At 56.2% G+C, this 11,747-nt stretch carries 18 protein-coding genes; 9 read left to right on the forward strand and 9 right to left on the reverse strand.

What is annotated here, in order from left to right; translation table 11 throughout:
- Window positions 1-16: 16 nt before the first annotated feature.
- Entirely contained in the window at window positions 17-259 is a 243-nt protein-coding gene (locus ISN39_RS23895; protein WP_194730716.1) for a hypothetical protein, read from the reverse strand.
- Window positions 252-725 carry a VOC family protein gene (locus ISN39_RS23900; RefSeq protein ID WP_194730717.1) on the reverse strand — a complete coding sequence of 158 codons (474 nt, stop codon included), beginning with the start codon at window positions 723-725 and terminating at the stop codon, window positions 252-254. The genes ISN39_RS23895 and ISN39_RS23900 overlap by 8 nt, the downstream gene beginning before the upstream one ends.
- 213 nt (window positions 726-938) lie before the next feature.
- Here ISN39_RS23900 and ISN39_RS23905 point away from each other — a divergent pair, with 213 nt between their 5' ends.
- A complete protein-coding gene (locus tag ISN39_RS23905; RefSeq protein WP_194730718.1) occupies window positions 939-1,196 on the forward strand; it encodes a GAD-like domain-containing protein in 258 nt (85 codons plus the stop codon).
- Window positions 1,197-1,373: 177 nt separating this feature from the next.
- On the opposite strand, the gene ISN39_RS23910 is transcribed toward ISN39_RS23905, so the two are convergent.
- Both ISN39_RS23910 and ISN39_RS23915 read right to left on the reverse strand, forming a co-directional pair.
- Entirely contained in the window at window positions 1,374-1,568 is a 195-nt protein-coding gene (locus ISN39_RS23910; protein WP_194730719.1) for a hypothetical protein, read from the reverse strand.
- The gene (locus ISN39_RS23915) at window positions 1,568-1,924 is read right to left on the reverse strand and encodes a hypothetical protein (protein WP_074072450.1); all 357 of its coding nucleotides are present in this window, start codon (window positions 1,922-1,924) and stop codon (window positions 1,568-1,570) included. Before ISN39_RS23915 ends, ISN39_RS23910 begins: the two co-directional genes overlap by 1 nt.
- Before the next feature lie 1,026 nt (window positions 1,925-2,950).
- Here ISN39_RS23915 and ISN39_RS23920 point away from each other — a divergent pair.
- The 3 genes from ISN39_RS23920 (at window position 2,951) to ISN39_RS23930 (ending at window position 4,231) form a co-directional block, all read left to right on the forward strand.
- Window positions 2,951-3,253, forward strand: coding sequence for a hypothetical protein (locus ISN39_RS23920; protein ID WP_194730720.1), 303 nt, complete (start codon window positions 2,951-2,953; stop codon window positions 3,251-3,253).
- Window positions 3,254-3,414: 161 nt separating this feature from the next.
- Window positions 3,415-3,702, forward strand: a complete 288-nt coding sequence (locus ISN39_RS23925) for a hypothetical protein (protein WP_194730721.1) — start codon at window positions 3,415-3,417, stop codon at window positions 3,700-3,702.
- A 226-nt stretch (window positions 3,703-3,928) separates the two neighbouring features.
- Complete coding sequence (locus ISN39_RS23930; protein ID WP_194730722.1) at window positions 3,929-4,231, forward strand: hypothetical protein; 303 nt, start codon at window positions 3,929-3,931, stop codon at window positions 4,229-4,231.
- 126 nt (window positions 4,232-4,357) lie between these two features.
- Here ISN39_RS23930 and ISN39_RS23935 read toward each other — a convergent pair whose 3' ends face one another.
- The 3 genes from ISN39_RS23935 to ISN39_RS23945 all read right to left on the reverse strand — a co-directional run bounded on the left by ISN39_RS23935 (window position 4,358) and on the right by ISN39_RS23945 (window position 5,062).
- Window positions 4,358-4,552 (reverse strand): hypothetical protein, encoded by a 195-nt coding sequence (locus ISN39_RS23935; protein ID WP_194730723.1) that lies wholly within the window; start codon window positions 4,550-4,552, stop codon window positions 4,358-4,360.
- A 115-nt stretch (window positions 4,553-4,667) separates the two neighbouring features.
- The gene (locus ISN39_RS23940) at window positions 4,668-4,850 is read right to left on the reverse strand and encodes a DUF2934 domain-containing protein (RefSeq protein ID WP_194730724.1); all 183 of its coding nucleotides are present in this window, start codon (window positions 4,848-4,850) and stop codon (window positions 4,668-4,670) included.
- Between the two features lie 62 nt (window positions 4,851-4,912).
- On the reverse strand, window positions 4,913-5,062 hold the full coding sequence (locus ISN39_RS23945) for a hypothetical protein (RefSeq protein WP_194730725.1): 150 nt from the start codon (window positions 5,060-5,062) through the stop codon (window positions 4,913-4,915).
- A gap of 575 nt (window positions 5,063-5,637) precedes the next feature.
- Between ISN39_RS23945 and ISN39_RS36015 the strand changes: the two genes are divergently transcribed.
- From ISN39_RS36015 to ISN39_RS23960, 3 genes are all read left to right on the forward strand, one after another.
- Window positions 5,638-5,829, forward strand: a complete 192-nt coding sequence (locus ISN39_RS36015) for a hypothetical protein (RefSeq protein ID WP_210388717.1) — start codon at window positions 5,638-5,640, stop codon at window positions 5,827-5,829.
- Between the two features lie 231 nt (window positions 5,830-6,060).
- The gene (locus ISN39_RS36690; RefSeq protein ID WP_246763406.1) at window positions 6,061-6,606 is read left to right on the forward strand and encodes a hypothetical protein; all 546 of its coding nucleotides are present in this window, start codon (window positions 6,061-6,063) and stop codon (window positions 6,604-6,606) included.
- A gap of 167 nt (window positions 6,607-6,773) precedes the next feature.
- Complete coding sequence (locus ISN39_RS23960) at window positions 6,774-8,552, forward strand: SLC13 family permease (RefSeq protein WP_194730727.1); 1,779 nt, start codon at window positions 6,774-6,776, stop codon at window positions 8,550-8,552.
- Between the two features lie 48 nt (window positions 8,553-8,600).
- Here ISN39_RS23960 and ISN39_RS23965 read toward each other — a convergent pair whose 3' ends face one another.
- The gene (locus tag ISN39_RS23965; protein ID WP_194730728.1) at window positions 8,601-8,765 is read right to left on the reverse strand and encodes a DUF3309 family protein; all 165 of its coding nucleotides are present in this window, start codon (window positions 8,763-8,765) and stop codon (window positions 8,601-8,603) included.
- A gap of 361 nt (window positions 8,766-9,126) precedes the next feature.
- Here ISN39_RS23965 and ISN39_RS23970 point away from each other — a divergent pair, with 361 nt between their 5' ends.
- Window positions 9,127-10,239: an AI-2E family transporter gene (locus tag ISN39_RS23970; RefSeq protein ID WP_194730729.1), complete on the forward strand. Its 1,113-nt coding sequence runs from the start codon at window positions 9,127-9,129 to the stop codon at window positions 10,237-10,239.
- Window positions 10,240-11,027: 788 nt separating this feature from the next.
- On the forward strand, window positions 11,028-11,429 hold the full coding sequence (locus ISN39_RS23975) for a pyridoxamine 5'-phosphate oxidase family protein (protein ID WP_194730730.1): 402 nt from the start codon (window positions 11,028-11,030) through the stop codon (window positions 11,427-11,429).
- A 149-nt stretch (window positions 11,430-11,578) separates the two neighbouring features.
- On the opposite strand, the gene ISN39_RS23980 is transcribed toward ISN39_RS23975, so the two are convergent.
- Entirely contained in the window at window positions 11,579-11,740 is a 162-nt protein-coding gene (locus tag ISN39_RS23980; protein ID WP_194730731.1) for a Thivi_2564 family membrane protein, read from the reverse strand.
- Between the last annotated feature and the right edge of the window lie 7 nt (window positions 11,741-11,747).

An 11,747-nucleotide genomic window follows, 5' to 3' on the forward strand; every position in this document is an offset into this window, starting at 1 on the left:
AGATAGCCGTATGTTCCTAGCTCCGTTCATGGGGTGATGGCGGGCAACGTGAATGCGGATGCACGGCTAGCTCGAAGCGGGCATCGACGACCTGTTCGCCGGGGCGAGCACGGGAGGCGAACTCGCCTTTGCGCCGGACGGAGCGCTGCGCATCAATCTCGGCAGTTCCTGCAACGTCCGTTTCGAGAGCAGCGATGAAAAAGCGGCCGACCTGCGCCTCGACCTGGTGGCCACAAGACGCGGACGGAGCGTCAAGCACGCCGCGCCGCCTCGATAGCGGCGACGTCGATTTTTCTCATCGTCATCATGGCCTCAAACGCGCGCTTTGCTTCGTCACCGCCAGCCGCCAGCGCGTCAGTCAATACGCGGGGGGTGATTTGCCAGGAAATGCCCCACTTGTCCTTGCACCAGCCGCACGCGCTCTCCTCGCCGCCATTTTCGACGATGGCATTCCAGTAGCGGTCGGTCTCCTCCTGGTCGTCGGTGGCGATCTGGAACGAGAAGGCTTCGTTGTGCTTGAATACCGGCCCCCCGTTGAGGCCGAGGCAAGGAATGCCCGCAACTGTGAATTCGACCGTCAACACACCGCCCTCTCTGCCCGCCGGGTAGTCACCGGGTGCACGGTGCACGGCACTCACCATGCTGTCGGGAAAGATCTCGGAGTAAAAGCGAGCGGCAGCCTCGGCGTCCTTGTCGAACCAGAGGCAAATCGTATTCTTAGCCATTGCGTGTTCCTTTCGCTTTGAAGCAATCCGGCCTTTCCTCATCCGCTACGCTCGGAAATAGGGAACCAACTGTTTTTCGCCATCCTCGGAAGTGTCGATCGTAAAGGGCGCTAACCTTGACGTGGTTGCCGCTTTGGACTGAACGGCGGAACGCGCCAATTGCGGTCGTTGAGAGCTGGAAGCAAGAGTGCTGCTTTTGCATGGGGCTGCGCGGTGTATCTGCCTTCTAACTGGAGGTGTCGCGAAGACTATCAAGTTGGGCTTGCTTCGATCGTCAAGGATTTCGGTGTTCCACAAGGCGGAGGAGCCGTTCCTCCTCCCCATCCCGAGCGCTTTTGCGGCAGAGTTCCAGATGCGATGATCGAGTTCTGGCAGCAGAACGGGACCGGGATCATATTGGACGGATATTTCCAGTTCGACGATCCCGACAAATACGCCCCGATTATCAAAGTTGAGCGCCAGCTCTCTTGAATCGGCGCCGCGCCGCTGCCGACCGCAAGCACCATGCTGGTTTTCGGGCGCGGCACGGTATTTGCCGTCTGCCATTTCCTTGCAGTAGGGCAGGTAATCATCAAGAGCTGCCCAGCATCTGCAGCGTGCTGCAGCCTCCAACGAGACAACTTTCGCATGTCGTTCATTTCCGGCATGTCAGTCCCGGTCGAAACGCGGACGCCAGCCACGGACCAAGCCACGGCTTAGGGCGCTTTCCGCCAATGCGAGCTGCAGCCTCAAATGATGATTATCGGCCAACAGTGTCGCGATCGTCGCCTTGGCGTCGTCGTCGTGAAAGGCGAGAGCGGCCTCGACTTCATAGTCGGTGTCTTCCCTTGTGACAGGCCGCATCAGGGAACTAGCCCTTCCGCCTTGGCGCTGCGAAGAACCGTCTCGACCGCGTTGTCCGGATCGCCGTCAGAGGTAAACCACACAGGTTTTCCCGAAACATCTTCCGAGCTACGCATGGTTCTGAAGACGCCGCAGGAAAGCCCGCTTTCGCAATCTATGGCGACCTCGAACTGACCCATCGGCGAACCGAGGGCCATATCGTAGGCGCCTGCCACGAAGAGGCGTTTGCGATCCAATCCCGAGCCGGTTTTCAGCGCGTTGAGCAATCGTGGATGCGCTTCAGAAAGGGCGACTTCGCAAGGCGGCGTCCAATAGGTACCTTGTTCCAATTCTCTCTTGATCGGCTGCCGGGGCATGATCGTTCTCCCCTTACACAATTTGTTGCAACGGGCGGTCGCGCCGCCGTTTGTTCCTATTATGTTCTCATCGTGATAAGAGTCAACACATCTTTGGATGTGCGCCGAAAGAATCGAGCTACCGAGACGGCTGATCGACCTTAAGAACAAGGTTCTGGCCAGTCGGCACTTCTGGAGTTTCTCCCCGTTGCCGGTGCGTGAATACGGCATGTTCTCCAGGTTCGAGCCGATTTGGGTTCAGCCCAGGCCCAGGACGGCCGGCTCCGCGGGAATGCGCGGTTCAGGTGAGTATTCAGGGCATATAGATAGACTGCCGTCGCCGACGCGGGCGACGCTCAAAGCCAGCGGGCATGTTCGCGGTTGGAGCAAAAGAGGAACTGAATGGAACCCGGCGTCATTCCTGGTGCTGCGTCGGAGGCTACAGGTGAAGTTTAAGCTTGCTTGGGTTTCCTTAGGAAAACAGAAAAACGCGTATTCCAGGGTCTTTGTGGAGCCGCGACTTCTTCTTAAAGGTCGGGCGATTGCTTCTGCGGTAGACCTCACCAGCCGCTGAATTATCCTGATCTGCCTTCGCATGGCGGCATCCAAGCCGTGATCGACTGTCACTCTAAAGCATGGGTATCCCTACGATAAGGATTACGATCAGTCCTGCCATTACGAGCGATGTCTCGATCAGAAATATCGCCACTTGTCGTCCGGTCATGTCTGGAAAAATAGCTTTCATTGAAGCGTCTCCTCGCAATAATATTCCAATGTGCGCACCATATCACAGGAACTTGTAGAATGTTTTTATTTCTATTGCGGCGATATGCCTTGCTTAAAACCTAATCAAAGCGCACAGTATTTCTGTCGGCAGCATTTGAAGCGGGCGCTGCCGCAAAAGGGTTAAAATCCTTCGCCCCAATCAAAGGAGGACGTGATGTCTTCCATGTTCCATCATGATTATTCCTTTGAACACGTTGCAATCAGAATTCTGGTCGCGCTCAGCTTCGCCTTCATCTTGTTTCTGATTTCGGGGGGCTGGCTGTGGTAACCATTCTTTACGTCGGTGAAACTGCAGCTATCGAGGGCTCGACGCTGCAGCGAATTTTGAAGCGAGCCAATTATGCGACATCGGACATGCAAGCCGACGAGGGCCCGGAGCGTCACGAGGAAGTCGTGATCATCCGCCGCATTGAGGCCGGCACGATACCTTCGCAGAGCTACCCGCCCTCCCTTCGGCGCAGGCAAAGCTCAGACCCGGATGCACTGGCCTCGTGGGAGAACGAAGGCGGCGCAACCAGCGCGCGCCCGGCGGCAGCCTCGAAAGCTGCGGGGAACCGAAGGTGACCTGCGGTGACCTGGCGCAGCGACCACAAAGGGCTGTCCGATCCGGACCAGATCGCGTCAGGGCCATAAACGCATGAAGAGAAAGCTGACCGGGACCGAAAGATCGCCTGGCTGCGCGGCAAACGCCTGTCGCCTCAGCATCAAACCAGACGGAGTCTGCCATGAACAGAACAACTGAAACCGAGATCAGGTTCGATCATTCGTTCCTCATCGAATCTCTCGTTATGCCACTGGCAGCCGGGACGTATCGGCTAACGGTCGACGAAGAGCGGATCGAGGAACTGTCCTTTGCCGCTTACAGGACATTAGCCGCTCATCTGGAAATTCCGTCGATTGAAACGCCTTCGCTCAAGAGGCAGCATTTGCAAGTCACGCGAGCGGAAATCGATGCGGCGCTGCTGAAAGACCAGCAAGCCGCACGACCACGGGCGACCGAAGATCGCGTCTAAGTAGGGAACACAGATCTTTCGTGACTTGTCACGGAACCGCGCCGAGGAGGCGTGCATCTCGTCCGTCGAGGAGACTGATGCTGCCGTCGTATATGAGCATCCTCGAGAGATATTATTTGCTTTGTCTACTCCGAGGGCGCATGGTCTAAGCTTCCAGCAGTAATCATTACGGGCGCTGCTGTTTGAGGGTCCCCAAACCCTTTGCCCCGACCGAAAGGAGGATGTCATGTCTTCCGAAACATCCATTAAATATATGACGAGCGACGACCTCAACTTACTTCAGGGGGTGCTGAAGGATGCTGGCTATACGGACGACGTTCTCTTTGAGCAGCCTCGACCCTTCCCCATCGCAGCCCGGCTTCTGATCGGCCTCTTTCAAGAGGGAACGACCAGTCCAGCCGAACTGACTATCCAGCTCGAACGACATTTCGGTAAGCCTAAGAAAGAGGCTGTTATGCTCGGAGCCCCACGTTTCCATCGCTTTGCGATCCAAGGGCTTCCGGCGCAGCCATCTGGCGCGATCCATTAAGCCCACATCCAAAGGCAATGAGCGACAGAGCCTTTTTGCCGCGCAACATTCTCGGAAGGAGACGCGACCTCACACTACGCGCCGAACTGCCGTGGATACTCAGGTAACTGTGAGTGGGGCGCCGATTTAGACTTGGGCTAAGAACATGACGTAGTCTTCGGATGCATCCGCAAGCACGAGAGCGATATCGTTAGGTGACAAGCCCGTACTCTCTAGCCGCCCGATCATTTCCAACATCGCAGCTTCGACCCGCACGCGGCAGTCGGTCACCGGAAATGCAAACACATTCGCAATAAGCGCGTTTTCGGCGTTTTCTATCATGTCTGTTCCTCATTGTGGGAGCATCGTAGAAGCCAGAGCTTTCGCAAGCGGAACCGCGTACAAACCTTCACAATCGCCTACTGGCGATACGCGTCGCGACTACGCGAAAGCGCAGTTAACTGGCCGCGTTTTCTTGCGGCGTCCGCCATGGGCCTTTTTCCACTTGGGGAGGGGATTGCCCTTCCATCTCCTTTATGGCGAGCTCCCAATTTTCGCGGTCTTTTCCTTCAGGGCAGCCTTCCCTTTCCCATATAGCGTAAGCGCGGGCTTGTACTTGTTCTTCCTTGGATTTCTGCATAGCGCTATCCTTTCCTGGTCGCTTCTGTCACGCATCGGCGAGGTTTGTGACACACGTTTAGCTCACGTCCTGAGCAGCAAATGCCCCAGGACGGCGACCGAGATGAACATCGCGACGAGAACCGCAAAGTATGTCGCAACCGAGCGGAAGTTAGTTTCCCGGATCAGGCGAACCGTGTTTTCACGATAAGAACGGAGCGCGGTGGATGGCATGTTAGCCTCCTTGAGCGTGGCTACGATGAGGAACATCGAATAGCCGCGTGTGGTCAAAAGACCTCGTTTGCGGCATGGAAATTGATCATGAACGGCTCGTTCTGCTGGTTGCCCCATGCAAGATTTAAGTGGCGAGCTCGGGGAAATGGTGGACCGTGCAGGACAAGGGCTTGCGCTGTAACAGGGTGGGACCATTCCGCCTCCGCAGTCCACCCGGTAAACAAGGCGCGTAGGTTATTGTTCCCCTCGAAGGACAAATGATTTCGTTGCGTTCCCGGTAGAAGAGCATAGGGTGCGTATTGTCGGCAGCCGTTGAAAAGGGCACTGCCGCTTGAGAGCGCTACGCTCCCGCCCCAAGCATTGGGGAGAAGGTCATGTCCTTTCCTGACCGTTTCGATCATAACAATAGACATTCATCTTACGACCTTGAAAGCCTGAGAATTGCATTCGACGACTGGAATGAAAAATCAAAGTCGGAGCTGCTGGACGATAAGGTCACGGCCAGGCCGGATATCCGCATGGCATGTCCCCGGTCGCGAGCTATACTACCCTGCGGCACATCGGGCATGCGTCCGATGAAACACGCCGCCGGAAAGCCGCCCACGATAGCGGAGGAAACGCACCGCGTTTCGGCGATCATCATTCGAGCCGAGATGAAGGCAAGAATGGCCAAGACCGCCCATCTGAAAGCCCTGCGATTGGAAAATGAAGAGCGGGTCAGGCTGCGTGCGGCGACGGTTAAAACGCGAAACTATTCACCGACTTGACTTTTTCGCCAAACCTCATCGTTGGCTACAGGTCCTTCTCACTCTCTTGCCTAATCCTTGCCTAATCCCAGCGTTCTGTCGCTCCTTCAAATAGACGTCGATTTCTCCTCCGCATGTCGCCGTAAGGGTCTGGATCGAATATTCTTCCGCCAGTGCTTGGTCGCGTAACATATCTGCCTCCTGCTCAAATCCCGCGCTACAGTTTTCAAACAGCGGCAGCGCTACGCTTTCTTGGACTTTGTCCGCCAGCCAGTCATTGATCATTTTTCATTCTTCTTTCGCCAAATTGACGTAGAGTGGGATATGCCGCCTTATGAAAGGCTGCGGCAAATCAAGACAAACGAGAATGTTGCGAGTGGCGCGACGATTGCCCAGATAAACCACCTGGCACCACCACAACAGATGGACATGCACCATGACGGGGCTAGGGTGTGGAGGCCCTTAACCGGCAGCGCCCGTGCTATGGCCGCCGAAGGGGCGACATTGCGCCGAGGAAGCGGAAACGCAAATGAATTTATGCAGCTGCTCGTCGTTTTACGAAGTTTCGTAGAATTCATTTCCCCGAGCGGGGGGCAGGTTTTGATCTGCGCTTATCTTTGCTTTCATCAGGTCGCACGCAAAGACGTGAAATCGGAGCGTTTGCAAAAAGCTGACGAGCTGTTCGCGAGCCAAAGACGTAGGCTCGCCCCTGAGAACGCCCCCGGCAATTTCGGCCTCCTGGACCGCGATCTGGATTCGATCATCGGTGACCCGCTGCTTTGCTGCTTCAAGTGCTGAGCGCTTTTTCATGGCTCATCATAGCACGGTTTTCGGCCATGCTGTCTGGAAAGCGTTCTAACTGACGCTCGGGGCAGCGCCTTTGGCTTGTCAGTTTTCCTGACATTAGCTCCTCCAGGCGCGTAATATGGGCTCGGTATTTGGAGGGGTCGGTCTGGACGGCATCCATGACACAAGATCAGGCTTTCGCCTTTGCCATTCTGATCGGACTAATGGTCGCTTTCATATGGGGACGGTTTCGCTACGACCTCATCGCAGTTCTCGCACTTCTTGCGGCGGTTTTCACCGGCATCGTGCCGCATAAGGCAGCATTCTCCGGTTTCGGTGACGACATTGTCATCATCGTAGCGAGCGCGCTGGTCGTAAGCGCCGCAATCGAACGCAGTGGTGTCATAGAGGCGTTCCTTCATCGGGTCGGGCCCAAGGTGACCTCCTTGCAGGGCCAGGTCGTTATTCTCGTAGGAGCCGTCACGGTCCTGTCCATCTTCATCAAGAACATCGGCGCATTGTCGATGATGATCCCCGTCGCATTTCAGATGGCGCGCCGGTCGAAAGCGTCCCCTTCGTCTTTTCTCATGCCGATGGCGTTCGGCTCGTTGCTTGGCGGGCTCATTACCCTCGTCGGCACGTCGCCAAATATTGTCGTATCGCAGATGCGCGAGGAACTCACGGGCCACCCTTTCAACATGTTTGATTTCACTCCTGTCGGCGCTGGTATTGCCGCAGCGGGAGTGGTTTTTCTGGCCTTTGGCTATCGGCTGCTCCCGCGAGACAGGGAGGCGGCCCCGACAATGGAGAAAGCGCTGAACATCAAGGACTACATGACAGAGGCTCGCGTCACTGCGACTTCGTCCGTTAACGGCAAGTCGATCAGGCACCTGTCGGCCTTGTTGGACGAGGAGGTCCTTGTCACCGGGCTTGTCCGCAATCAGGTCGAGCGCATGATATCACTGCCGGACCTCATCCTTTGTCAGGGCGATATCGTTCTGTTGGAGGGAGACCCTCAGGCGCTCGAGCGAGGCATCAGGCGTGCGCGTCTGGAACTGGAGGGGCACAACCGCTCCACGCAAGCAAAAGGAGTCGACGAGGAGATCGCCGGAATTGAAGTCGTGATCGGCCCAAAATCGGTTTTGATCGGGCAAACCGCCAAGCGTCTGGCGCTGCATGAGCGCTTCAACATCAATCTGCTCGCAGTGAGCCGGAGCAGCAAGCGCTTCACCGAACGTTTGCGCGACATCGCGCTAAGACCAGGCGACGTTCTCGTTTTGAAGGGCGATCTCGTGCTTCTCCCGACCAAGCTGATGGAACTCGGTCTTCTTCCCTTGGCGGGACGTGAGATCCGCCTGGGGAATCCGCGAAGGGGTTTGGTTCCGGTGGTGGTCCTGGCTGGTGCCATGGCGCTGACGGCATTTGGCCTGCTGCCCGTTGCCACAGCTTTCTTTACGGCTGCTGTCCTGACGGTACTGCTCGGCTCGCTTTCTCTTCGGGAAGCTTATGAGGCCATCGACTGGCCCATCCTGATAATGCTCGGGGCCCTCATTCCCGTGAGCGAGTCGATCCGTACCACCGGTGGTGCCGACCTTATCGCCGGCGGCCTCGCTCAGCTTGCTAGCGCCTTGCCCCTTTACGGTGCCCTTGCAATGATCATGGTGGTCGCAATGGCCGCAACGCCGTTTTTGAACAATGCAGCCACGGTTCTCGTAGTCGCCCCGATCGCGGTTACCCTTGCGCAACGCCTTGGCTACAGTCCGGACGCCTTTCTGATGGCCGTAGCGGTGGGTGCGGCCTGCGATTTTCTCACGCCTGTCGGACACCAGTGCAACACATTGGTGCTCGGCCCCGGCGGTTATCGCTTCGGCGACTATTGGAAACTGGGACTGCCGCTCTCGTTCATTGTGGTCTTGCTGGGCGTGCCTCTGATCCTGTTGTTTTGGCCGCCAGTTTAGCGCGCAAGCGTCGCTTCAATTCCCATTCAGATGCACCGTGGCGTCGGCCTAAAGCCTGCCCGTAAGGATCAGAATGAACAGTATAATCGCCACGATGCCGAGGACACCGATGCCGCCGTGCCCATAACCGTAGCCATAACCTCCGAATCGACCACTAAACCCGCCCAACAGAAATACTATAAGAATAATTAGAAGTATCATCCCCAATGTCATGACTTTCTCCACTTGAATCTAGTTCTATTTCGTCTCGACGAAATGCTGCCCTCGCCGAAATTGAGCTTGACCGCTGTCTTATCTCGTCTCTCTTGAAAGATTGATCAGCAAGTTTATCGAATGAGGATTAATGCATCATGTAATAATATACACTATATTATTAAGTGGTGTAGTTTCTACAATCGGCTGACGCGTAAAGCGGGCTGCCCGTTGCCGCCGCTGCGAAGCAGCGGTCTGCTGTGCGATAGCGACGCGATCTGCCTCACTTGATGTCCGTGCGTGACAGCGAGGCAGTTGCGAATGTCGATGAGTGTCATGCTTGCCGATGGAGTAGAAATCGCAAGGAACCGGAGGGGGAGTCATGATTCCTCTAAGCAGACTGGTCGAGCAGCTTCTGGGTATCGGCGCGCTTGTGCTGCTGTCGATTGGTTGCGCTCTCGTCCTTTGGCCTTTCCTGTCGGCAATAATGTGGGCTGCGGTGATATGTTTTTCGACATGGCCCATCTACCGCCGATGTGAACGTGCTGTCGGAGGTAACCGGGCGGCTGCCGCCGCAGCTATGACGGTGCTGGTGGTCTTTGTTGTAGCCGCACCGCTTGCGTTCCTCGTGACGGCGCTCGCCGACGATATAAAGAACCTGGCGGCGGGAATTACGCGCGTCCTCGAGCAGGGGCCCTCCGCGCCCCCAATCTGGGTGAGAGGCCTTCCGATCGTCGGCGAGAGTGTGGCCGCTTACTGGGAAAACTTTGCGCATGACGCTCCTGCCTTTATCCTCGAGCTCAAGAAGCTGACGGGGCCTGTCACCGATATTGCTCTTGCTGGCGGTGCAGCTTTCGGCATCGGCCTAATCGAACTTGGGCTAAGTATATTCATCACTTTTTTCCTGTTCCTGCACGGCCGGCGCATGATCAGTTTCATGCGTCAAATCGGTGAGCGTATTGCCGGCACTCGCGCTAGAAGGTTGCTGACGGTCATTGGCATGACCGTGAATGGTGTCGTTTACGGAATGATCGGAACGGCCCTCGCCCAAGGTCTCTTGGCCGGCATCGGCTTCTGGATCGCCGGTGTGTCGCAATCGCTATTGCTTGGCGGTCTGACGTTTTTGCTTTCGTTTGTGCCCGCAGGGCCACCGTTCGTGTGGGGGCCGGTTGCGCTCTGGCTTCTCATGCAGGGATCGGTTTGGTGGGGGATCTTCATCGCTGCATGGGGCCTGCTTCTCGTCAGCAGTATTGACAACTTCCTTAGACCATATCTGCTCAGCCAGAACATCAATCTGCCCGTGCTGCTCGGTCTATTCGGGCTCGTCGGCGGCGTACTGGCTTTTGGATTCATCGGGCTTTTTCTCGGACCAACCCTACTGGCGGTGGCCTATAACCTCTTTCTCGAGTGGGTGGCAGCGGAACTCGAAGAGCGTATGCAATCGGCACCGACTTCCCTTGCGGCTGACCACTTGGAAGCCGATACAAGGGATTGAGTTGACGGGTTTTCGCTTCAGAAAAGGGGGCGGGCTCGGCTGATCTTCGCAAACGGTTCCGGCATTACGCTCCGCGCCGCTCCCTCCCGCGGCTGATTAGCACCGGTTGGCTGCCAACAATACGATCTCTTGCCCCCGCCGGCGAGAATTTGTTGTCAACTTGATCACTTGATCAAATTGCGAGTTGGGCGTTGCCTAAACGCAGTGGCGCCGCCTCATTTTGAGGCGGTTGGGTGATCGAAGAAGACAAGAAGACAAGAAGACAAGAAGACAAGAAGACAAGAAGAGCACCTCGATCCGTTGCATAAGCGAGGCTACAAGCGCCGCCCCCGAATAAATGCCAGTTTGGAAAGCGGTGATGAGATAGGTCGCCGCATCTGCCTTTTTTCTTGATGCCAAGCGCTATCGACGTCGAAGAGTCCTGTTGTGTCAAGCGCAACGCTTCAACAGCTTACGATTGAGTGAGGTAAGGTATTGCTGAGGCAAGGTGGAAGACATGCTGTCCTCCTTTAGTTGGGGCACCTCGGCGGGACACCGCGGGACCATGAGGCGTCCGCGCAAATCTTTCGGCCTTAGTCATAGTATGGGTCCATCCGAGGGAATTGCAATCAATGATCACCTCCGAAGGAACCGGGCCACACGCACGAAACCGACGTTTTATGCCACCCGCTCGTACGGTCCCGATTTCCATGGTAAAATGAAGGATAGATTGCGGTTATTCGCAAGCATCGGCACGGAGCCCGACCGAACCAATGAGATTGCGCGAGATGCCATCCAGTGAATGCAGCATGCTCATCTCCGAGCACCGCGTGGCCCGGCTCGGATGTTGCCGTGACAATCAACCTTATGTTGTGCCGATATATTATGTCCGAGCAGAGGAGCAAATTTTCAGCTTTTCGATGCCGGGAAGAAAGATTGAATTCATGCGAAGCAACCCGTTTGTATGCATCGAGATCGAGCATTTCGCTGATCAGCACCGATGGAGATGCGTAGTCATTGAGGGCAGGTACCGCGAATTCCACGAAGACGCCGAGAAGAAACACGCATGGGGTATACTGAACGTGTACAATGATTGGTGGGAACCAGGTGCCCTTAACTGGGGCGCGGAGGAGAAGCCATCGGGATATCTTCCCATTTTTTTTGCCATCAGCATGGACAAAGTGACGGGCCGTGAAGCGCTTGCGAACTAGTTCTTTGTAAAGCTGCTAGTCAGGGAATGCCTCAACCGAAGTGCCTGCGGATCGCCGGGAGTCTGACCGTAGAGGCGGAAAAGGGTCGGGAGCAACTCCCCGGCCGGGGGCGTCGGCCGAGTCGAGTTGCGGCAAGCCCCGTGCGCTGATCAGAATACGTCCAGAGAGCTTAGCAACGAGACGATGCCGACGACTACAACGGCGATCTGAGCCACCTGCTTCATCGTCGAGTCAATCGGAAGTTTTTGCACGAGGTACAGCACCAGGGCGATGACAAGGACCGTGATCAGGATGCTGATTATGATGGACATGCCCCAG

It is taken from the genome of Rhizobium sp. 007 (genome assembly GCF_015353075.1).
Classification (GTDB): domain Bacteria; phylum Pseudomonadota; class Alphaproteobacteria; order Rhizobiales; family Rhizobiaceae; genus Rhizobium.